General features: G+C 53.9%; 17 protein-coding genes and 1 pseudogene. 7 read left to right on the top strand and 11 right to left on the bottom strand.

Annotated features, from left to right (window positions below; all coding sequences use genetic code 11):
* Window positions 1-103: 103 nt before the first annotated feature.
* Complete coding sequence (locus KTE_RS26940) at window positions 104-868, bottom strand: hypothetical protein (protein WP_201386462.1); 765 nt, start codon at window positions 866-868, stop codon at window positions 104-106.
* 565 nt (window positions 869-1,433) lie between these two features.
* Window positions 1,434-2,579 (bottom strand): N-acetylmuramoyl-L-alanine amidase, encoded by a 1,146-nt coding sequence (locus tag KTE_RS26935; protein ID WP_201386460.1) that lies wholly within the window; start codon window positions 2,577-2,579, stop codon window positions 1,434-1,436.
* 384 nt (window positions 2,580-2,963) lie between these two features.
* Here KTE_RS26935 and KTE_RS26930 point away from each other — a divergent pair, with 384 nt between their 5' ends.
* Window positions 2,964-3,482: an IS200/IS605 family accessory protein TnpB-related protein gene (locus KTE_RS26930; protein ID WP_201386458.1), complete on the top strand. Its 519-nt coding sequence runs from the start codon at window positions 2,964-2,966 to the stop codon at window positions 3,480-3,482.
* 279 nt (window positions 3,483-3,761) lie between these two features.
* Here the strand turns inward: KTE_RS26930 and KTE_RS26925 are convergent, their stop codons facing one another.
* Both KTE_RS26925 and KTE_RS26920 read right to left on the bottom strand, forming a co-directional pair.
* Window positions 3,762-4,931 (bottom strand): hypothetical protein, encoded by a 1,170-nt coding sequence (locus KTE_RS26925; RefSeq protein WP_236600593.1) that lies wholly within the window; start codon window positions 4,929-4,931, stop codon window positions 3,762-3,764.
* 202 nt (window positions 4,932-5,133) lie between these two features.
* The gene (locus KTE_RS26920; protein WP_236600592.1) at window positions 5,134-5,904 is read right to left on the bottom strand and encodes an alpha/beta fold hydrolase; all 771 of its coding nucleotides are present in this window, start codon (window positions 5,902-5,904) and stop codon (window positions 5,134-5,136) included.
* A 277-nt stretch (window positions 5,905-6,181) separates the two neighbouring features.
* Here KTE_RS26920 and KTE_RS26915 point away from each other — a divergent pair, with 277 nt between their 5' ends.
* The 4 genes from KTE_RS26915 to KTE_RS49785 all read left to right on the top strand — a co-directional run bounded on the left by KTE_RS26915 (window position 6,182) and on the right by KTE_RS49785 (window position 9,988).
* Complete coding sequence (locus tag KTE_RS26915; RefSeq protein WP_201386457.1) at window positions 6,182-7,471, top strand: YafY family protein; 1,290 nt, start codon at window positions 6,182-6,184, stop codon at window positions 7,469-7,471.
* Between the two features lie 591 nt (window positions 7,472-8,062).
* Window positions 8,063-8,233: a hypothetical protein gene (locus KTE_RS26910; protein ID WP_307811971.1), complete on the top strand. Its 171-nt coding sequence runs from the start codon at window positions 8,063-8,065 to the stop codon at window positions 8,231-8,233.
* A gap of 333 nt (window positions 8,234-8,566) precedes the next feature.
* Entirely contained in the window at window positions 8,567-9,856 is a 1,290-nt protein-coding gene (iscB, locus tag KTE_RS26905; protein ID WP_201386456.1) for an RNA-guided endonuclease IscB, read from the top strand.
* 24 nt (window positions 9,857-9,880) lie between these two features.
* On the top strand, window positions 9,881-9,988 hold the full coding sequence (locus KTE_RS49785; protein ID WP_374226827.1) for a DinB family protein: 108 nt from the start codon (window positions 9,881-9,883) through the stop codon (window positions 9,986-9,988).
* Between the two features lie 176 nt (window positions 9,989-10,164).
* Here the strand turns inward: KTE_RS49785 and KTE_RS26895 are convergent.
* A pseudogene (locus KTE_RS26895) lies at window positions 10,165-10,977 on the bottom strand (IS5 family transposase).
* An 87-nt stretch (window positions 10,978-11,064) separates the two neighbouring features.
* Here KTE_RS26895 and tnpA point away from each other — a divergent pair.
* Both tnpA and KTE_RS26885 read left to right on the top strand, forming a co-directional pair.
* Window positions 11,065-11,460, top strand: coding sequence for an IS200/IS605 family transposase (gene tnpA, locus KTE_RS26890; protein WP_201386455.1), 396 nt, complete (start codon window positions 11,065-11,067; stop codon window positions 11,458-11,460).
* The gene (locus KTE_RS26885) at window positions 11,460-12,659 is read left to right on the top strand and encodes an RNA-guided endonuclease TnpB family protein (protein ID WP_201386448.1); all 1,200 of its coding nucleotides are present in this window, start codon (window positions 11,460-11,462) and stop codon (window positions 12,657-12,659) included. Before tnpA ends, KTE_RS26885 begins: the two co-directional genes overlap by 1 nt.
* Window positions 12,660-12,878: 219 nt before the next feature.
* Here the strand turns inward: KTE_RS26885 and KTE_RS26880 are convergent, their stop codons facing one another.
* The 6 genes from KTE_RS26880 to KTE_RS26850 all read right to left on the bottom strand — a co-directional run bounded on the left by KTE_RS26880 (window position 12,879) and on the right by KTE_RS26850 (window position 21,458).
* A complete protein-coding gene (locus tag KTE_RS26880) occupies window positions 12,879-16,370 on the bottom strand; it encodes a DNA-directed RNA polymerase subunit beta (RefSeq protein WP_201386446.1) in 3,492 nt (1,163 codons plus the stop codon).
* A 768-nt stretch (window positions 16,371-17,138) separates the two neighbouring features.
* The gene (locus KTE_RS26875) at window positions 17,139-17,639 is read right to left on the bottom strand and encodes a hypothetical protein (protein ID WP_201386439.1); all 501 of its coding nucleotides are present in this window, start codon (window positions 17,637-17,639) and stop codon (window positions 17,139-17,141) included.
* Window positions 17,640-17,671: 32 nt separating this feature from the next.
* The gene (locus KTE_RS48970) at window positions 17,672-17,893 is read right to left on the bottom strand and encodes an oleate hydratase (RefSeq protein WP_201386437.1); all 222 of its coding nucleotides are present in this window, start codon (window positions 17,891-17,893) and stop codon (window positions 17,672-17,674) included.
* 202 nt (window positions 17,894-18,095) lie between these two features.
* Window positions 18,096-19,634: a multicopper oxidase family protein gene (locus KTE_RS26865; protein ID WP_201386435.1), complete on the bottom strand. Its 1,539-nt coding sequence runs from the start codon at window positions 19,632-19,634 to the stop codon at window positions 18,096-18,098.
* 626 nt (window positions 19,635-20,260) lie between these two features.
* Window positions 20,261-21,157 carry a nuclear transport factor 2 family protein gene (locus KTE_RS47800; protein ID WP_236600590.1) on the bottom strand — a complete coding sequence of 299 codons (897 nt, stop codon included), beginning with the start codon at window positions 21,155-21,157 and terminating at the stop codon, window positions 20,261-20,263.
* Window positions 21,158-21,227: 70 nt separating this feature from the next.
* Window positions 21,228-21,458: a hypothetical protein gene (locus tag KTE_RS26850; RefSeq protein WP_307811970.1), complete on the bottom strand. Its 231-nt coding sequence runs from the start codon at window positions 21,456-21,458 to the stop codon at window positions 21,228-21,230.
* Window positions 21,459-21,589 lie beyond the last annotated feature (131 nt).

Below are 21,589 nucleotides of genomic sequence, written 5' to 3'. Positions count from 1 at the left end.
CAGGTCAAGGGCGGGCACTCCACTACGTAAGGCCCTGCTGCGCTTCCTGAGAGGAGCGTGATTGATCCCAAAATGAAGCAGAGCCTTGATCCTACACACCCGCTTATTTCCCGTTGAACTGCTTACCAGTGATAATGGCTACAATCAGAACATATCCAAACAATCCGACGAGCAACCCCAGGAGCAAGCCCAGGATATTCCCTGCGATGAGGGCCGCAGATGGTGGAAATGGAAAGATGGCATGACTGATGACCATAGAAAGCAACCAGCCGATATATCCCCATAGCGGCGTAAAGATGAGGAAGGCCTGAGCTATCATGACAGGCTGGTCTCCGGCCCATTTATCGGGAACGATGGATAGAGTAGTAAGCACGCTGAGAATCGTTCCCGCAAGCAAGCCTAGAGCCAGTATCCACCAGGACTGTAGGAGCATACTCAATACCGCACAGGAGTAGATCGCCATGACAAAGGAAGCAAAGGCTAATTTTGCACGTATGAGCGCAACATCGGGTGGCATGCTATAGCTTGTATGCTTGAAGAGTTGTAGCAGTTTGCCTTGTTGGAGCTTTTCTGATTTCGTAGTGTTCCCTTCAGCAGCATCTTTTTCAGTTGAAGTATATGTAGAAGCGATGCGTCTCTCTTGCGGTTCCGTAGACGCTGCTGTAATCCTGGGCAGGAGCGCGTTTTGCGTACAGGTCATAGCTTGTGCCAAGGCATCTTCGAACATGAGCGCGGTCCCTTTCCCATGAGGAGGGCACTCCCAAAAGTAGAGCCGCTTATCGCCGTCATAGTGAATGTAAACCGGGACTGGTAACGTTGTGAGGATGGAGGTGAGATGTTCCTCCGATGAAGGGTGCGTTTCAGACATATGCTTCGATTTCTCCCAAACAGACAACGCAACTTGCCGTTCAACAGAACATGCAGCCTTAGGCATTTATTAATAAAGACGTTCTGCAGAGAAAAGAATAATAGGCTCTTGAGTATTAACCGGCCATAGCCTTCTTGTTCTAGAAAGAAGAGATGAGAACACTGCTACAGAAAGAAAAATGCAGGCATTCCTAACAAGCAAGAAGAGATTTCTCCAGCCACTGTCTCTTGAGAAAGCAGTATCTGGAGGAATCCGCAGATGGCCTTCAAGACATCCCAAATCTTTTAGCAGGTAATTCTATAAATGATCTTATTACCAAAATTTGGTATTTTCAGTTCCTCAAAGAGCAAAAAGCACATTGTTTTCATTCACAAACTTATTCACCAATATCCACTCAATTGCATGGATACCAACACTCTATACACTATGCGCCTTCAGTCGTTGTGGCATCTACTATCACAACTCACCAAGGCTTTCTCTCGCGCTTTTGAAAACACAGAGCGAGAGACAACTGTCAGAGGAGCCATCTCTCGTTCTGGAAATATATTCGTAGCACTCAGGGGTATTAGCCGCGACTGAGTATGCCACCAATAATGGCACACCAGGCATTCAGATCAACCTTGCCCGTTGGGGGAAGCAGGTGCAGCGACTGCACTTGCTTGACAGCCTTCATGGTCGCATGGTCGTACTGGCCATTGACGGTGACATCGTAGCCATTGCGCTTAAGAATGACCTGCACGGCATTGACGTAGTCACCCTGGCTCTGGTTATCGAGGCGAATAGTACCCACCAGCGCTTCCCAGGTGTCATTTCTCGTGTACCCATCAGGCGTAATGCCTTTGGCACTCTGAAAGGCCGTCACAAGCTGATAGGTTGGATCATCATAGGTACCGCTAATCACGACATCGCTGCCCTGGGCACGCAAGACATATTGCAACGCTCGAACAGTATCACCACGAACTCCCCAACGCAGATCGACCCAGGTGCGCTCGGGCATACTCTGTCCCAGTTTTGCCGCTACCTCGCGACGCAACTGTGGGAATTTGCTATAGAACATGATACCCGGGCAATCAGTCTCCTGAAAGTTCCAATGTCCGAAGATGACGTTCGCACCAAACCCATACTGCTGACAGGTATACACACACAGATCGACGAGGGAGTTCCATAGCGCTTCGGGAGGCAGAACATCGATATAGGTGCCCTCGTTCTCAATACCGATGGCCTCCTGGTTGAGATACGGGCAGTGCGCGCTTTGCACAAAGCGGTCCGCCGTCTGGAGTACTTCCAGGCTGCGATGGCGCCCCTCAGTGATATACCCACCACGGCTCACAGTGAAGTGCTGGCCTGTATCAATCCAGCCATTCGTGTCCATATGCAAATTCTGGATATCATGTGCCAACTTGATCGCCTGGTCGCGCGAGTAATCAGTCACATTCGGGAAAGCAGTATGATGCACCAGGATCTTCGTCGCCTTCTTATTCAGCACCGTTATGGGTGACGAGGGTGGACGTGCCTCCCACTCGTCACAACTGATGATCTCGGGCGCGGCACCATCCAGGGTGTGAGCCAAGGCATGGGGAGCCAACGTCAAACATTGCAGGCCTCCCAGTCCCACAGCAGTCACAACACCCAGACCTGTCTTCAAAAGAGTTCGACGTTGTATTTCCTGCGGTTGAGGCTGTGTCCCTTCATCCTCACAATTGGTACACATCAAGCATTCCTTTCTTCATGCAAAATATATTGAGAAGGATCAATCTAGTGGGCATCAAAAATACACACGGATGTTCAAGTAATGTGACATCTACCGAGCGCCATGCACTTCTCCCTCAATACTTCTTGCAAATCGGCCTTTTTGTTTGCTGGCTAGACAAAAATACGACGAGACAAGTAGTTGTCAAGACCAGCAAGGAGATCAAGACCAGCGAGGGCCTGAGAGTCAGCGAAAGCATGCATTGTATAGGCAGTGGATGAGAGAGGGTATGTAAAACCACTCACTCGTACCCGGGAGGATCACTCGATACATGCATCCTTGCACTCTATCTCTGCAATGACGCGGCACTGCGTCTGCACACTATTCATGCCAACAGGCAGAAACATGCGTTTGTATACTTTTTGCCTCAGCAACAGTATATCATATTTTACTTGCTCAATTTATAGAGCCCTGCACACGGCAAGCCGTCGGATCATCGATCATCTGGTCGAGGAGGGCATCGGAACGCTGGTGGTGGGCAAGAACCCCCTCTGGAAGCAAGAGGTGAACCTGGGACGCAAAACCAACCAGACCTTCGTGCAGACCCCTCACGCTCGCTTCATCGAGATGCTGAGCTACAAGGCGAAGCTCATGGGCATCGAGGTGGTGCTGGTCGAGGAAAGCTACACCAGCAAGGCATCCTTCCTGGACCTGGACGCGCTCCCCTCCTACGACCCGCAGCCGAGGGAGAAGCCGCGCTTCAGCGACAAACGCGAGCGACGCAGCTTGTACCGGGCGGCGAGTGGAAGGCGGATCCACGCCGATGTGAATGCCAGCTATAACATTCTGCGCAAAGCATTCCCCGACTCCTTAGGGCAGGGGATAGAGGCCGTGGCAGTGAGGCCCAGGCGGATTGCCGTCTAAACAGCGCTCATGCAAGTGTCATCATTTGTCATGAGATTTTGATACTGTTATACTAGTGGTCAGTCCAGATCGAAATTGACAGGGAAGAGATACTGAAGGAAAACCCTAGAAAGCTTTCCATGCCACGTTCCATCTCTGTGACCTTATCCAAAAAGATCGCCTATGACGCCTTCCCTCTTCATCATAGAGGGCGACAATCTGTTGGGCCTGCGCGCGAATGGCTTCACGAAGCTCCAACGGCTCTAAGACTTCCAGGAGATTCCCCATGCCCAGAACAACTCATCGATCCGCGTTTTGCTCAACATCCTCATCGGCGCGCACCGTCTCAAATGATCCGCGATGTAGATACAAATCAAGCACATCCGAGGAGGTAAAAGCGGGTGAGGGAAGGGTGCTGACGAACAACTCGTAGACCGTGCCGTCCCGCTCGACACCAATTTTTGGAGGAGGGGAGGTGGCGGCATGGGTGGCGACCACCAAGCGCACCTGGGGTCCGGTTGGCGTCAAAGAAACGGACTCACAATCGTACAAAGCACGTGTCATTCCACTTTCTGGATGGGTTCGCACTTGATCTGGGGCACGGACAAGCACCTGCTTGACGATCTCCAGATCTAGAAGAGAGTAGTCACGACTCCGGGCAATGACTCCCAGACCAGCGGTGAGGACATCGAGGAGCGGAGCAGCGTCGCCATAGAGACCATCGAGACGAAGCAGCACGGAAGCAGGAGAAAGCTCCAGTTTGGCCGCATAGCTGGTGATCACCCCTATCGCCCGCACCAGTTCGCCCCGGTAATTTCCATTGCCTGGGCCACCAAACGTGCCTAAAAACTGATGCGTATGCGCCTGGAGAATAACGGTGCGGGTGCGCACGACTTCTCCCCGCTTGCGTCCCAGATATCCTGGTGCACAAACCGCATCGAAGCGCCGATAGGCAGTAGGCAGCGACTCCATCTGCGGGAGTGCCCGTTGACGGGCGGCTTGCCTTGTACCATCCACATCCACTACTATCCACTGCTCTCCCGTTCGGTCGAACACTCCTCCGGGAGAGGCAAACGGTTTGCGGGCAAGCAGATCCTCTTGAAAAAGCGTACGCAGGGATTCCACAGTGTTCTGGTCAAGGGCGGCAAAAAAACGGGAAAGGGTCGAACGATGGGGTAACTGGTTTCGACCAAATAGGGCCATGAACGGCTCGGCAAACGGAGCAAGCCGTTCGTAAAAGGCCAGCAGCGTGGATTTGTCGGAAAGAGCATAGCCAATCAACACGGCGACAAAATCGATCAGATCATAGGTGCCAAAGCGTGCGCGGACGAAACGCACCTGATCCTGGATCGCTTTCAGGATTCCCGTATGGGTGAGCACTTGAGCAAAGGCTGCCACTTCTCCCATCCAAGCAGGGGTTGAGGGAAGAGATGTGGAAGTAATCTGGATGGTCACTTCAGAATGCGTCATACGCTGTGTTTGTTTTCCTTGTCTGGATGCGTTCTGTTTCTTTTCTCTGTCTTTGGAACCCCATTCACCGAGTCTTTTGCCCTTCTCCCACATCTCCTGCTCGGTTCTCCAACCAAACAGGAGATGTGGGAGAACACCGGCGTTCGTTTGATCGAAGCCACGTGGGTCCAGCGCTGGACCCACACGCCCATTTTTCGCCCACTCAGCCCTGGATAAAGGCCAGCAGATCGTCGTTGACGCGCTCTTTGTGCGTCAGAAACAGGCCGTGCGCCGCCCCCTCATACACGTTGAGTTGGCTGTGTGGGATCGCCTGCGCGGTCCTGCGTCCACACCTCTGGAGAGGTGTGGACTGATCGTTGTCTCCATGAAGAATCAACGTCGGGATCGTAAAGGCGCGCAAATCCGACCGGAAATCGGTCTCATCTATGGCGCGGCGACAGGCAAGAATGGCTTTGGGCGAACACTCATCGGTCAAGCGCAAGGCCCATTGCATCACTTCCGGCGACACGTTCTCCGGCGCTGGCCATGACCTTCCAAGGCCAAAGAACTTGATCATACCGCTGGCGAAATACCGCTGGCGATCCGCCAACAGGATTGCAGTATTGGCCTCAAAGAGGTGTTTGGGAACCCCTGCCGGGTTATCGGGTGTTTGCAGAAGGAAAGGGGTGGTCGTACCGATCAGGACGGCACGGGCGATGCGGCTCGTGCCATGGCGCGAGAGATAGCGGGCGATTTCGGCACAGCCCATCGAGTGGCCAACCAGGGTCACTCCGCGCAGGTCGAGTTGCGTGAGCAGTTCGGCCAGATCATCGGCCAAGGTGTCGAAATCATAGCCGCGCCCAGGATCATCCGAGCGGCCGTGGCCGCGCCGGTCATAGGCGATACAGCGCAAGCCGCGTTCGCTAAGCGGCAGCATCTGGTACTCCCACATCGGGCTACTCGCTGCCCAACTGCTCAAGAACACGACGGGCACACCCGTCCCTCAGTCCCGATAATACAAGCTGGTGTGATCGTTGGTTTCAAGAAAAGGCATGAGCAAGAACCTCCTCTGGTCAGAATAGACGTCAAGAACGGTTTGTGGAGGATGCATATCAAGGGGATCGTCGTCTCGTAGGGAAGAGCGTCCTTGTGAGGTGCAGAGAGGTCAACGCTCTTCTGCTCCCTGGTGCATCATCTACGTTTTTGATTGTAGCGTGAAAAGGTGATACAATTGATCCTCATTGAAGAGATTTTGATGAAGGAGCAAGAACGTGGTCTATCGCCCAACGGCCCGTGTGCTGGCGGTCTTAGAACTCCTGCAAGCACATGGGCGCATAACTGGTGCAGAACTGGCGCGACGACTGGAAGTGGACATTCGGACGGTGCGGCATTACATTGAGGTCCTTGTTGACCTGGGAATCCCCGTCGAGGCCGTGCGTGGCCGCTATGGAGCCTATCGCCTGCGAGCTGGCTACAAGCTTCCCCCATTGATCTTTACAGAAGACGAGTCAGAGGCGCTCACACTCAGTTTGTTGCTCGCACGAGAGAACGGCTTGGCCACAACGGCTCCTGCCATTGAAGGGGTGTTAGCCAAGGTCGAACGCGTTCTGCCTGCCGCGACGCGCACCCGCATCCAGGCGATGGAACAGACAGTGATCTTCGAGAGCCGATCATTTCACGCTCCCCCGCAAGCACGCGTCGTGACGATCCTCAGCGAGAGTGTCCAGGCCAGACGGCGTCTTCGTCTGCACTATCGTTCCGCTCGTTTGGATGTCACGGAGCGAACATTTGACCCCTATGGCGTGGTGTATCACGAGGGGCTCTGGTACACCATCGGCTACTGCCACTTACGACAAGAGCAGCGCCTCTTTCGCCTGGACCGCATTGTGCTCGTCGAGCCTCTCGATGAAACGTTTCCCTTTCCAGAAGACTTTTCGGCCCTCTCTGCGGTGCAGCATGCGCTGGCTTCCGTTCCGAGCGTATGGCAGGTCGAAGTCTGCCTTCAGACCACGGTAGAGGAGGCGCAGCGCCAATTGAGCCTGTCATCCGCCTATTTTGAAAAGACGCAAGAGGGGGTACTGGTACGTGGCGAGGTGGAGGATCTCAGATGGGCAGCTCATCGGCTTGCTGGTCTGGAGGTCCCTTTCCTGATTCATCGCCCCCTTGAATTACGAACCGTTGTACGCCAGCATGCTCTCACCATAGCCAGCTACGCCGAGCAGACCAGGGAGAAAGATGTTCCCAAAGAGGCCGACCATGCCCAGAAAACGGGGAGATCGAAGCAAATCAGCAGTCAAAAGGCCAACAAGAGAGGGCGTACACCCAGGGGACGAAAAAGTGCTGCTGGGCGCAAAACACACGCAAAAAGCGGAGTCGTTCGCCAACCTCGTCAACTCTCTCTCGACGTGAGAACGATTGCCTGCCTGGACAGGATGCAGGTCAACAATAGTGAGTTGTTCGAGCGTCTTTTACAGCACTACCCGCCTTTTGTCGATGCTTGGACGAAAGCTGGGTACACACTTTCGGAACTGAGTGAGGTCGGAACCAAAATTTCATCATGATGAAATGGAGTGCAGAAAGGAGAGAGCAAAGAAGCATGGGATTCCTGTCTCTTCGCTCTCTCCTTTCTGTCATCTTAGCATGCACATAGCCCAAGCCGCTTCTATCCTGGCTTCATAAGGATTTTGTCTACACTCCAATACATCTGCAAACAGGATTGAGCATAGCATAGATTGAAGAAAACTTGGTCCGGGTGTGTTATACTCCTCTGTAGCAAAAGGCGCAGGAAGCGCGATTGGGGAACACAGCTTGTAGGACATACCCATGCAATTAACAGCATGCATTGGGCGCGAACAGGAGTTGGCATCCGCCTGTGAGTTTTTAGAGCGTGTTTTGCAATGCGTAGCGGTGATCCTGCGTGGCAAGAAGAGCAAGATAGAAGAAGTTTTGCTCCTTTCTCTGTTCTATGATAGTCACACTCCTCCTCATGGGAGCACATGATCAGAAGTAAGGAGCAGACAGCTATGACAGAACAGGTATCTCCCCTGGCCACGTTTTACAAATCAGGTTAGGAGAACTATCAACAAGCCATTGTCAAAACTATCGCACCGCTTTCCTCCGAACAACTTGCCCTCTCTGTGGCGCCCCATTACGTGTCCATCGGAGAGCTTCTCGCCCATATGATCGGTGCACGCGTCAACTGGTTCTTTGCATGGATGAGGGAAGAAAATGCCGCTATGACCGCTATGGACCGCTGGGCGTCCAGCGATGAGTCAGCTGTGCCTGAAGCCGCTGAACTGGTCGCCATGTTTGAGGAGACCTGACGCGTGATCTCTTCCGCCCTAGACCACTGGGCCTCTGCGGATCTGGAACAGCTTATTGTACCTCCGGCCTCTCAGCAGGAATGGCGACGGAGCCGTCAGGAACCCCATGCCTAAAGGCAGGGGCTTGTTTGCGCAAGCCTGGACCTGACCAGTCTCAGTCTTGAAACACAGGCTACGTTAGGAATGAAATTAGGTACGTTGGGGTACTTTGCCAGCCCCAACCGCTACGGCGCAGCATTAAACAGGTGTAGAGGGTGAAGCCAGTGTGTTGTGCGTTAAACCGTTCGCTAACATTGACGAGGCAAACATCACCTACGAAAGTAGAGGCTCAACTTGAGCAATGTTTTTGTGATTGATAGTGACTATAAACCATTACATCCGGTGCATCCAGCACGTGCAAGGCTCTTGCTCACGCAAGGCAAAGCCGCCGTGTTTCGACGTTACCCGTTTACCATTGTGCTGAAGCGGGTAGTTGAACAGCCAGAGGTGCAACCCTTGCGCCTCAAACTCGATCCTGGCAGTAAAACAACAGGGATTGCCCTGGTGAACGACGCCAACGGGAAGGTTGTTTTCGCGGCTGAACTTCACCATCGTGGGCATGCCATTAAAGACAGCCTGGAGAGTAGGCGTACAGTTCGTCGTGGCAGAAGAAATCGCAAAACACGCTATCGTAAGCCACGATTTCAGAATCGAAAAAGAAAGAAGGGATGGTTGCCGCCATCATTAGAAAGTCGGCTTGCCAATATCCTGACGTGGGTAGCTCGTTTGTGTCGCTATGCCCCCATTGAAGCTATGAGCCAGGAATTGGTGAAATTTGATTTGCAACTGATGGAGAATCCCGATATTGCAGGCGTGCAATATCAGCAAGGCACCTTGCAAGGCTACGAAGTCAGGGAATACTTGCTCGAAAAATGGGAGCGAACCTGTGCCTATTGTGGCAAACAAAATATTCCGTTGCAAATCGAGCATATTCATCCTCGCGCCAACGGTGGCACGCATAGGATCAGCAATCTTACGCTAGCTTGCGAGCCGTGCAATCTCGCCAAAGGCACTCAGGAAATCGAAATATTCTTAAAAAAGAAGCCAGATGTGCTCAAGCGTATTCTGGCTCAGGTGAAAAGGCCCCTCAAGGATGCCGCTGCTGTCAATTCCACACGTTTTGCATTGCTCGAACGATTGAAAACCTTTGGCTTGCCTGTCGAGTGTGGTAGTGGAGGATTGACCAAGTACAACCGCACCACAAGAGGCTTGCCAAAAACACACTGGCTGGATGCCGCTTGCGTAGGCAAGAGTACACCTGATGTGTTAGTGCATAAAGGGAACATTCCTTTGCTGATTACAGCCACAGGGCACGGAAGAAGGCAAATGTGCATACCTGATAAATATGGATTTCCTGCAAAACACAAACAACGCAAAAAGACATTTCTTGGATATCGCACAGGCGATATGGTGAAAGCAATTACGCCCAAAGGAACGTTTGAGGGGAAAATTGCTATTCGTCATCGGCCTTTGTTTCAGCTTGGGAAGGTCGATATCCACCCTAAATATATGCGCCGAGTACATCAAGCCGATGGCTATGAGTATAGAAGCAAAGGAGTGCGCAATGTTCCTCCCCATGTCTAAAGCCAGGGGCACCCACATTGCGCGATTTTATGGTGGATTGTCTGGCATGTCATGGAACATGAGATCCATCATGGAGGCGAGCTTTCCCTGGCCTTGGGAACCTATGGGGTGGACAGTTTCTATACCTGGTGAGGATCAACGATCCTCATACCTGGCCCAGTGCTACGCAAGCGACCAGGAAGCGCAAAGGAAAAGCAGCCCGGAGGGAAAGGAAGGACCCTCAATGAGTGCATGTTCACTCCTTCTTTTCCCTGCCAATCCGCGGCTGAGAGAAAGAAAAGCGTGGAGGTGTAGAGGAGAACCACCAGTCATGGGAGAGAGACAAGTTCAGGGCGAGCGAGGAGGAGCCGGATCATCGCCACCTGGATCAGTGTTTCGCTCGTCTGCACTTTTCGCTCGTAATCCTTGCTCATTCTCCTGTTACGAGAAATCCAACTGAAGGTACGCTCCACCACCCATCTGCGAGGCACCACGCTGAAACCGCGGGTGCCTGATGGGCATTCCACGACTTCCAGTTCCCACTCTCCTGTGGCTTGACACCACTGAACTACCTCCTGCCCGCGATAGGCCGCATCCGCCCAAATCTTTTTCAGACGCGGCACGAAGAACTTGAGCCCTGCGAGCAGACAACGAGCGCCCCTGGTATCGTGTGTGTCGGCAGGAGTCACGTAGATGGAAATGGGGATACCCAGCGTATCCACGAGGAGATGCCGTTTTCTCCCTTTGATGTGTTTGTGGGCATCGTAGCTACAGATCCCAGACGACTCCTCGACCGTTTTCACGCTTTGGGAATCCATGCTGGCGGCACTTGGGTCAGGATGCCTTCCTTATCGTTCGCGTTCAGCCCGGTGCAACGTTCGTAGCAAGAGCGTCCAGGTCCCTTTGAGGCGCAAGCGCCGGAAATGGTAGAAGACCGTCTGCCACGGTGAAAAGTTGGCTGGGAGGTAGCGCCACGGACAGCCGGTGCGCAGCACGTAGAAGATCGCATCAAAAACGGCTCGCAGGGAGTGAATTGGCGGCCTGCTACGTTTGGACTGCGGAGGGAGATGGCGTTGCAGACACTCCCACTCCGCATCAGAAAGATTACAGAAAGCCGGGCGAGAAAGCCCCGGTTCATTTATGCCGGGGATGAATCGCCGTTCCTTTTTGGTGGATAGGGTGAGGGAGTACCGTTGACAAAGTATGTTGCCTCTACTATAATAAGCTACATGCATGAGGATTATATTCATGAACAGCATGCAGTACACCACATTCTCTATCACGTCATCTTTTGCCCGAAGAGACGACGGAAAGTGCTTGTAGGTCCGGTGCATGATCGACTCCAACAGATTATTGAAGAAGTGGCCCATGAACACCAATGGCAGATTGTTGAACTCGCCATCCAGCCCGATCATGTCCACCTCTTCATTCAGACGAATCCCTATACGCTTCCGACTGATATTGCGCGTTTGATAAAAGGGCGTTCGTCTCATTGTATGCGTGAAGAGTTCCAACAGCTCAAACAGATGCCCTCTCTCTGGACGCGAAGCACGTTCTACAGCACAGCAGGATTCGTCAGTCAAGAAACTATCCAAACGTATATTGAGAGGCAGAGCAAAAGCTAATGGTGATCTACGAGTACAAACTAGCAGGCAACAAGCTGCAATACGCCGCCATTGATGAGGCCATACGGATCACACAATTCATCCGTAACAAGTGCCTGCGCCTCTGGATGGAGACTCGTGGCACCAACAGGAACGATTTGCAATGTTACTGCGCCCAGCTTGCCAAAGACTACGACTTTGCCATCCTGCTCAACTCTCAGGCACGGCAAGTCGCTGCTGATCGAGCCTGGGCTTCTATCTCCCGCTTTTATGACAACTGCCGCAACAAGAAGCCTGGCAAGAAAGGCTATCCCCAATTTCAGCACGATTGCCGCAGTGTCGAGTACAAACAAACGGGCTGGCGCCTTGAGCCAGATGGCAAACACATCACCTTCACCGATGGCTGTGGCATCGGTCGTTTGCGCCTGATTGGCAGTCGTGATCTGGCGACTCGCCCTCTCCCCGCCATCACGCGCGTTCGTCTCATCCGGCGTGCCGATGGCTACTATGCGCAGTTTGCCATCCAAGTCGAGCGGCACATAGAGCATATCCCAACAGATAAGCACACGGGTATTGATCTGGGACTCAAAGCATTCTTGACGGATGCCGAGGGCAATACCGTTGCCAACCCACGTCATCTGAGAAAGGCCGAGCGCAAGCTCAAGCGGTTGCATCGTCGCCTTTCTCGCACGCAGAAGAAATCACACAACCGCAGATCAGCAAGAAAGAAACTTGCCAAAGGCTATCTCAAGGTCCAGAGGCAGCGTGAAGATTTCGCCAGAAAGACGGCGAACGCGCTCATCACATCTCACGATCTGATTGCTTATGAGCACCTGAGAATAGCCAATCTGGCGAAGAACCGCAAACTGGCAAAGTCCATGAGTGATGCCGCCTGGGGTCGCTTCCTTCTCTGGCTCACCTACTATGGGCATGTTCACAATATCCCCGTCATCGCCGTCGAGCCAGCCTTCACGAGCCAGGATTGTAGCGCCTGTGGGGCACGGGTCAAGAAATCGCTCAGTGTAAGGACCCACATCTGTCCTTCCTGTGGCCTGGTGCTTGACCGCGATCATAACGCCGCCCTCAACATTTTAGAGAAAGCCTATCGTACTGTCGGGCAGACAGGAACGGGTGGGGCGCAAGCCTCACCGAACGCTTCTGGACAGACCGCCTCTACTCGCTCTGGTCGCAAGGTCAGAGCGGGCAAGCGGGCTGGATGAAAGAAGAATCCCCCTGGATTTATCCGGGGGAGTGTCAAAAAATCCCACAATGAAACCGATGGGAGCAGTAGAATTCTCCTGGTCGATAGAGAGAAACTGTTTGAGGGAGGACGATAGCTCGTGCGTGTCTCTCAAGCGCGAAGAGGAGAAAACAAAGCAAGCTCGCAAGCCACCAGGATACTTGTACTCCTTCACCAGTTTCATTGTGGGATTTACAAATTACTGGTCTCCTTCGAAACCGGACAGATTAATACCCAGTTCCGGCATCACATCATTCGAGGTGTCTTCAACGAACTGAATCTTCTGCTCGTCTTCATTCAACACTTCGACATTGATGCCCAGGCTTTGCAATTCCTTAACCAGGACTTTGAAGGATTCTGGAACCCCTGGTTCCATTATATTCTCGCCCTTGACGATGGCCTCATACGTTTTCACACGACCTACAACGTCGTCCGACTTGACGGTCAGGATCTCTTGCAGGATATTCGCTGCACCGTAGGCCTCAAGCGCCCATACCTCCATCTCACCGAAGCGCTGTCCACCGAACTGCGCCTTACCACCCAGCGGCTGCTGCGTGATCAAGCTGTATGGTCCTGTCGAGCGAGCATGAATTTTATCTTCAACCAGGTGGTGCAGTTTCAACATATAGGTATAGCCAACGGTCACTGGATGATCGAACGGATCACCAGTACGACCATCATAGAGTTGGACCTTGCCCGTCTCAGGCAAGCCCGCGCGCCGCAACATCTCTTCGATATCTTCCTCGGTCGCCCCGTCAAAGACCGGGGTCGCGATCTTGAAGCCAAGAACGCTGGCAGCCCAGCCCAGGTGCGTCTCCATGATCTGACCGATGTTCATGCGGTGAGGCACGCCCAGGGGGTTCAAGATGATATCCACTGGCGTACCATCAGGCAGGAAGGGCATATCTTCAATCGGCAGCACACGCGAGATAACGCCCTTATTTCCGTGGCGTCCCGCCATCTTATCGCCTGCGCCGATCTTGCGCTTCTGCGCGATGCTCACGCGAACCAGCTGATTCACGCCTGGCGAGAGCTCATCGCCCGCCTCGCGGGAGAAGACCTTGACTTCGACGACCTTCCCGCGCTCACCATGAGGCACACGCAGCGAAGTGTCTTTGACTTCACGGGCCTTTTCACCAAAGATGGCGCGTAGCAGTTTCTCTTCAGCGGTCAGTTCTGTCTCGCCCTTCGGCGTAATCTTGCCGACCAGGATATCCTGTGGGCCAACCTCGGCGCCCACATAGATGATGCCACGCTCGTCCAGGTTACGCAGACCTTCCTCACCTACGTTTGGAATGTCGCGTGTGATCTCTTCAGGGCCGAGCTTGGTATCGCGGGCATCCACCTCGTACTTCTCGATGTGGATCGAGGTGAAGAGGTCTTCACGCACGATGCGCTCACTAATCAAGATGGCGTCCTCGAAGTTGCCACCCTCCCAGCTCATAAAGGCCACCAGGATGTTCTGACCCAGCGCCAGCTCGCCCAGCTCGGTTGAGGAGCTATCGGCAACGACCTGGCCCTTGGTAACATAGTCGCCCTTCTTCACAATGGGGCGCTGGTTAATGCAGGTACCATTGTTGGAGCGCACAAACTTACGTAAGGCGTGCGAGTAGAGCTGCCCCTGCTCATCCATGATCTCGATCTTGCGCGCAGTGGAGGACACAACCTCGCCACTCGCCTGGGCTACAATCACCTGGCCCGAGTCGACGGCTACCTGGCGCTCGATACCCGTACCACAAATGGGCGACTGCGGTCGCAGCAGAGGCACGGCCTGACGTTGCATATTCGCACCCATCAGCGCGCGGTTGACGTCGTCATGCTCCAGGAAGGGAATCAGCGCGGTCGCGACGCTCACCGTCTGGCGCGGCGAGACATCCATGTAGTCAATGCTCTCCGAGGGAACCTCGGTAAACTCACCCTGATAGCGGGCCAGCACACGTGCGTCAGCAAACTCGTTGGTATCGGTCAGCACGGCGTTCGCCTGGGCGATATAGAAGTTCTCTTCGTCATCGGCAGTCTGATAGTCGATCTCGTCGGTGACAAATGGCTTGACGCTCAAAGGCGTATCGCCCAGGAAGGCCAGCTTCTCAAAGAGCTCCTCGTCCACGCGCACCGGATTATTGCGCTTGAGTAGCACCTCGCCATCCTCTGTCACGATATCTTCGCGTCGGCCATAATAGCCATGCAGCTCACGACCAAGCAAGCGCTCGTCATTTGCCGCCAGGCGCTTCACGACGCGACGGTATGGCGTCTCAATGAAACCATAGGGATTGATCTGGCCATAGGTCGCCAGGTTACCAATCAGACCAATGTTTGGACCTTCAGGGGTCTCAATCGGGCAAATGCGGCCATAGTGCGACTCGTGGACGTCACGTACATCAAAGCCTGCGCGGTCGCGCGAGAGACCACCGGGACCCAGGGCCGAGAGACGACGCTTGACGCCAATCTCCGCCAGGGCATTGGTCTGTTCCATAAACTGCGACAGCTGGCTGCCGCCGAAGAACTCCTTTATCGCCGCAACCACCGGGCGAATATTGATGAGCGCGTTCGGGGTGGCCTGCCCAGGCTCCTGAATGCTCATGCGCTCTTTGACCACGCGCTCCATACGTAGCAGGCCAACGCGGAACTGGCTCTGGATCAGCTCACCCACGCAGCGCACACGGCGGTTGCCCAGGTGGTCGATGTCGTCCTTGCGGCCACGCCCATTATTGAGCGAGACCAGGCGCCGAATGATCGCCACCAGGTCGTCCTGCGTCAGGATGCGCTGGCTCTGCGGAATCGAGAGGTCCAGCTTGCGGTTCAGCTTATAGCGACCAACGTTGCCCAGGTCATAGCGGCGTGGATTGAAAAAGAGGTTCTTGACCAGGGAGCGCGCATTGTCCAGGGTGGCGGGATCGCCAGGACGCAACTTCTTGTACAGCTCCAGGAGGGCCTCCTCCTCCTTCTTCACGGGATCGCGGTCCAGGGTCGCCTGAATATAGCGGACGATCTCACCATTATCGACCCCGGCGAAGGCGTCGAGAATGCCCTGATCGGTCGAGAGATCCAGGTCTTCCACATGCCAGTGCTCTTTGGCCAGGCGCGAGATGGCGCGCAGCAGCGTCGTAACGGGTAGCTTCCGTTTGCGGTCGATCTTGACGGTGAGCAGGTTTTTATTGCTGGTCTCAAACTCCAGCCAGGCGCCACGCCCAGGAATCAACTTTGCGGCAAAGAGCTTTTTCCCAGTCGTCGCGTCCTCGTCCACCGTGAAGTAGACGCCAGGTGAACGCACCAGCTGGCTCACCACCACGCGCTCGGCGCCATTGATAATGAAGGTGCCAGCCTTGGTCATCAACGGGAAGTCACCCATAAAGATGTCCTTCTCGATGATTTCACCTGTCTCTTTATTAATCAGGCGAGCCTTCACATTGAGGGGTGCGGCAAATGTGGTGTCGCGGTCGCGACACTCGTCCTCGTCATACTTTGGCTTGCCAAAGGGTTCAGGAGGGACAATAAATTCCAGGCTGAGGTTTTTGCCGGTAAAGTCTTCAATAGGAGAAATTTCTTCGAAAAGTTCGCGCAGACCTTCCTTCTTGAACCATTCAAAAGAGTCGAGCTGGATCTGAATCAGCCCTGGCATGGGCCGTATATCTGGGATGCGCGCAAAGGAGACGCGTTCCGGTAATAGAACAGATTTCTCGCTTGCCACCATAACATCTTTTCTCCTTTTCATCTCTCGATGACGCCGTTCGCATACGACGAGGGTCTGACACACGCCCGATGAAGCAAGTGCTGATTTCAGCACACACACAAGAGGTCTCACTGGCTCAAGGGAGCGCTTTCGCCGGGGAGTGCGCAAGACAGGCGTCGCTTCCGCCTGAGTATAGGGGAAAGAACGCCAAAAAAAAATCGTCCAAAAAGGCAGTGTGCGAGTAGACAGGAGGTGATACAATAAAAGTGGGAAAGAACGGGCTCGTTTTTGAGCTTCGGAAACCATGGTGTTTCTTACTCTCGTGGACGTGAGACAGACAACATGTCACCCTCCTTCCCCTTCCTCGCGCTTTGCAGTTCGGCATCATTCCAACGTGCCAGGGGCTTTTCTTTCCACCATTCCAGGATGCAAAGTGTGGAACGGCTTTCCCAGGAAACGCGTGTCCCACAGTGCAGGTACAACGTTGCTGTGTTTTCTCGGGTTCGTTTCTCTCAATGATATCTCCTCCTGCGTACTATCTACATCCACTGCTTGTGAGAATATCAGAAGCACTGGCACTGCTTTTTGGATAAATGACGTGAAAAGTGGGCCTGTCTGATTTGATGATTCGGGAATTTTGGATGACTGACTGCAACCATCTGAGAAAAGGGTTACGAGAAGATCTCACCTGTTCTTTCTCGCGGCCTTAGGGCAGACGTATACATCTGTTTTCACACTGCAATGCCAGTTCACATTCAGCAACTCACATGGAGGCGTAGCCCTTTCAGTTTATTCTAGGGCATCCGATGAGCTGACCAGGGATGCGCTCTGCCTGTCGCTGAGCTGAGCTATCATCAGCCTGGCAGCGCTCCTGGCGCTGGCAAAGCAAGCCTCAGCCTTGTCCCCTTCCGGGCCGACCCAATCGCCCGCGACATACAGATTGGGGAGACCTGGCACAGCAGGACCGGGACGACCGGGTAGACCACCATATCTCGCCTGGACAATTGCATTGGATGCAGTCATATGCGGCAAGAAGGACTGCTCTACGACTTCATCGCGCCAGCCAGGCTGCACGAGATTCATCAGTGCTTCCAACTCTTGCCGGGTCGCCTCTGGTTCCGCCGCTTCACCAGGTCGCAGATATTTCATGAGATGGATCAGGGCGCCCCCCTCTGGTGCGAGGTGCGCCGAGGTGGAATGCACCGCATAGTAGAGCGGACGATCCACGCACAGAGCGGCGAGGTTCTCTGCTCTGGGGAGACGGCGCAGGGCGATATCGAGGCAAGCCACATACGCCGGAATCGCCTGGGCAGCCCAACGGCTCAGAGCCTCGTGCTTGCCACATGTAGACGGAACGCATGCGCTCCCTGATTGAAAAAGAAACTGTTCTGTTGACGGGTTCTCGCACGTCCGCCAGGATTACCGGACTTCTCAAAAAGCGTCACGGCATGACCAGCTCGCGCCAGATAGGCGGCAGCTGAAAGGCCCGAGAGGCCGCCGCCAACAATGATCACCGAAGGTTGAGTATGTGAATGTGTTGTCATCAATCTGTCCATTTCTTGTTGTGTTCTGTCTGACCGTGCTGCCAGACGCTTGTGCGCATTCGCCCCGTATTGAGTGCGGCAGAGAACCATTGCTTCCATCCTCATGCGAGGGCCATCGGCGTTCTCTCACTTCACGCCCTTACACATGAGTCGAAACAGGCGACCTGTTTGTGACAAAGGCTGAGAGTTTCCCCGCCAGGCTTCATTCTGGCTGGTTGATAGTATCATGACCTACCTCAAAGGGGCTGGAAACCCCTTCATAGCCCAGGTGAAGGATCATCCCAGCCGCTGCATGATCGAGATTATGACAGTGATCCATCCATATCCCCGGATTATCGGCACGAAAAGCAACGTCATAGCTTTCTCCCGGAGCGACGTTAAGCGTATCAACCCACCAGGGACTTCCCGTGACAGGCCGCCCATTGTAGCTAAGCACCAACATATGGTGCCCATGCAGATGCATTGGGTGATCCATCCAGCTCCGGTTGACAAAGCTCACTTTGACCAGATCTCCTTCATGCACCATCAGCATCGGCGTATTGGGAAACACTTTTCCATTGATGGGCCATAGGGATTCCATTTTGCCATCATAGAAGCCTATCATGTCATCAAGGATCAACGTAAATTCCTTGTCAAAGTGACTTGACAGACCAAATGGCGTCTTCTGCCGGCTTCCATATGTGGCTGGATTGAAGACGGGACCATCTGCCAGTGCAGGCGCGCTCGCCGTTGCATCCTGGCTCAAGAGGAAACGCACTTTTGAACTTTTTTTATTCGTCCAATCGAGCGACACTGCCGTACCTGGCATCGTAAATTGAATGTCATACCTTCCTCCAGCAGCAACCAGAAGCCGTTGCCTGGTCAGGTCTGTAGGAGCATTCAGATCCGTTCCATCGATAGCAATCACTTTAAAAGGTGTGCCGGAGAGGACAAAAGAAACTGGGAGGCTATCTGTATTGATCAGGCGTAACCGAACGGGCGTCCCCGGCTGTACGGTCAGTCGTTGCATCGTGTCGGTGATACCAAATGCCTCCTGAGAGCCTCTCTCCTTGGTGAGCCAGCTATGAGCGAGAATCGGGATATCCTTTCCAGCAAAGGAATCACGAGGAGGCAGAACAATTAATGGCCCAAAGAGTCCCTTTCCTACTGCTTCTAAAGAATCTTGATGCGAATGATACCAATAGGTTCCCGCGTGGTTCTTTACTACAAAGCGATAGGTAAAGCTCTCTCCCGGCTGAACGGCATTTTGCGTGACGCCAGCAACTCCATCTTCCCCATTGGGAACATCCAATCCATGCCAATGGAGGGTAACGCCTGCACGGGAAAGTCTGTTTATCAGTTTGACTTCCACCAAATCTCCCTGGTGAACCCGCAATTCTGGCCCTGGGAGCTGTCCATTAAAGGTCCAGGCATTGACCGTAGCTCCAGAACGTAAGCGCATCTGCGCCTCCTGCGCAACGAGCGTAAAACGCTCATTCGGCTCTCCGCTCTGCGGACCAACAAGATCGGTCACAGAAACGTCATTTTGCTGGCCCTGTTGATGCTGCATAGTATGACCTGTCATACTGTCTACCGTATTGCCTGTCGTGTTGCCCGTCATAGGGATGCGATCAGGAAGACGACTTGCCTGAACTGACCAGGAATACCAACCGGATATGCAGAGGGTCACGACAATGAGGCAAAGCAGAAGACGCACAGGAAGGAGCCACCACCTCGCCTGCTTTTCTAAAAAGAGGGGCATGTTCCTTCTCTCCGAAAAGAGAGGGATCTTCCTTCCAAAGGTAGACCAGAACCAAAGAGCCACACAAAAGAGAGCAAACGCAATCAAGAAAAATGGCAGGGACATCGGTTCGGTGTAGAAAAGAGTAAGGTAGGTATCGAGCGCAACGCCAACGACAGTTATCAGTGTCGGCACCAGCAATGCCGGTGCAGTAGCATCCTGTGTGGCAGGTGACGCTCCCTCTCTCGGGAAGCTTTGTGCCATTCTGCTCAGGCACGGAAACGAGAAAAGGAGAACAGAGAGGGCTGGAAGAGCCAACAATGGGAAATCAAGAAGCATTCTGTTCTGAGCAAAAATCCAGCCAAAGAAGACCCATTTAGAAACGAGGGTCCCCAACTTTATCAGAACTAGCAGTTCAGAGACTCCCAACCAGACGAAACATCTCCGTATCCCCGACCGTTGCCTCCTGGAGGACACTTTTCTAGGAAGAAGAAGAACCTGAGATCCAACAATGATCCATGAGAGAAGCAGTAGAAAAAGAATGATATCATCCAAAAGGTGAAGAGCTATGTACATACGTTCCTCCATACGTGTTATTTCCGTAGGTGTGACCTCAAAGTCGTTCAACCTTGCCTCTTCACGAATGGCTATGGCTTGAGGTCGAGCACCGCGCGGCCCGTCTCCAAATCGACTGGCACCGAAGCCTGCATGTGCGCGAGCAGCCACTTGCCACCGATCTTACGGAAGCAAGCGGTCCAACGCAGCCAGTTACCGATCTTCTGCCCAGTGGGCAGGGCTGCGCTCAGTCGGTTGAAGCTGTGGGCGAATGCCACGTTATCGCCCGCCGTGATGGACAGGTCAGCAATTTCATAGTTGATCGGACCCGGAAACGACGAGAAGACCTTTTCCCACTGTTTCCTGTATGCGTCTGTTCCCACGTATTGCAGCGGGGGCACGATGTCGAACGACACCAGTTCGGGCGCGTACATGGACATCACCCCATCGAGGTCCTTCGCGCGAATCGCCTCGACGCCACCCTCGATGACCCTTTTGATTGCGGCTTCATCGTTTTTCTTGTTGTCTTCAACTGCCATAGTTTCCTCCGCTGCCTGGGGGGCCGATCCCGCAAGCGGTGTGTGGTCGAGGTATCTGACCTCGTAGACGCGCTCGGCGAACTTCCAGCCGTCCTCGGTGCGCTGGTAGCGGTCGTGGTAGATGGCGTAGTTCAGCTCGCACCTGCCGTCGCGCAGGCGTCCGAGCTCTGAGATGTAGGCCCGGCCGACCGCGGTGTCGCCAAGCAACTGGATCGTGCCGGGGTGCGTGGTTTGCACGAAATAGTCCCAGAGGCCCTGCTGCACCTCGGTCCCGGCGCGGATCTGTTCCTGACCGACGGCCTGGGCGTTGATGTGGGGGACCCGCACCGCGCCGTCCTGTGTGAACAGCGACGCGAGGCGGTTGTAGTCATGCATCATCGCCGCGTCTGTGAACTCGCCGCGCAGCGCCTCAATCTCGAAGCGATCAACAATACTCTCTAAATTGCTCATTTATTTTCTCCTTCGTCTGCGTGCTTCAATCACCATGACCCCTCGGAGTCACGCGCACACCATCTGTCTTTCACGAGCGATCTCGTGTCTGCTCACGCACCTTCCGCCTGGCTCGTTTCAAGCGAGAGCAGCACCAGGCCAAGCCGGATGAGCTGTAAGAGCACCCCATAGAGCGCTGACTGATCCGGCAGCACTCCTGAGAGCAGCGTGGTACTGGTCTCCTGCTGCTCGAGGTGTAATCCCCAAACCGGTCCTGCCAGGATGGGTCCAGATGTCCCTGGATGCGAATGCGATAGTGCATTGGTCTCCTCCTCTGTCTCAGTGGAGTGCTCTGATCATAGGGAAAGTATAGATGGGCGTGTCCTCCAATACAGCCCTCAAAAGTGGAAGAAAAGGAGGAGTTTTGAAAGGCAGGATGACACCCTGTTGGGG

The organism is Ktedonobacter sp. SOSP1-85 (genome assembly GCF_016587415.1).
Lineage (GTDB): Bacteria > Chloroflexota > Ktedonobacteria > Ktedonobacterales > Ktedonobacteraceae > Ktedonobacter.
This window is presented reverse-complemented; position numbering and strand designations above follow the sequence as displayed.

What these genes read in the sequence shown, in the direction of transcription:
- KTE_RS26940 (WP_201386462.1), bottom strand. Translation starts at nt 868, where the DNA reads ATGTCTGAAACGCACCCTTCATCGGAGGAACATCTCACCTCCATCCTC.
- KTE_RS26935 (WP_201386460.1), bottom strand. Translation starts at nt 2,579, where the DNA reads ATGTGTACCAATTGTGAGGATGAAGGGACACAGCCTCAACCGCAGGAA.
- KTE_RS26930 (WP_201386458.1), top strand. Translation starts at nt 2,964, where the DNA reads ATGCGTTTGTATACTTTTTGCCTCAGCAACAGTATATCATATTTTACT.
- KTE_RS26925 (WP_236600593.1), bottom strand. Translation starts at nt 4,931, where the DNA reads ATGACGCATTCTGAAGTGACCATCCAGATTACTTCCACATCTCTTCCC.
- tnpA (WP_201386455.1), top strand. Translation starts at nt 11,065, where the DNA reads ATGCATGAGGATTATATTCATGAACAGCATGCAGTACACCACATTCTC.
- KTE_RS26885 (WP_201386448.1), top strand. Translation starts at nt 11,460, where the DNA reads ATGGTGATCTACGAGTACAAACTAGCAGGCAACAAGCTGCAATACGCC.
- KTE_RS26880 (WP_201386446.1), bottom strand. Translation starts at nt 16,370, where the DNA reads ATGGTGGCAAGCGAGAAATCTGTTCTATTACCGGAACGCGTCTCCTTT.
- KTE_RS48970 (WP_201386437.1), bottom strand. Translation starts at nt 17,893, where the DNA reads ATGACAACACATTCACATACTCAACCTTCGGTGATCATTGTTGGCGGC.
- KTE_RS26865 (WP_201386435.1), bottom strand. Translation starts at nt 19,634, where the DNA reads ATGCCCCTCTTTTTAGAAAAGCAGGCGAGGTGGTGGCTCCTTCCTGTG.
- KTE_RS47800 (WP_236600590.1), bottom strand. Translation starts at nt 21,157, where the DNA reads ATGAGCAATTTAGAGAGTATTGTTGATCGCTTCGAGATTGAGGCGCTG.
- KTE_RS26850 (WP_307811970.1), bottom strand. Translation starts at nt 21,458, where the DNA reads ATGCACTATCGCATTCGCATCCAGGGACATCTGGACCCATCCTGGCAG.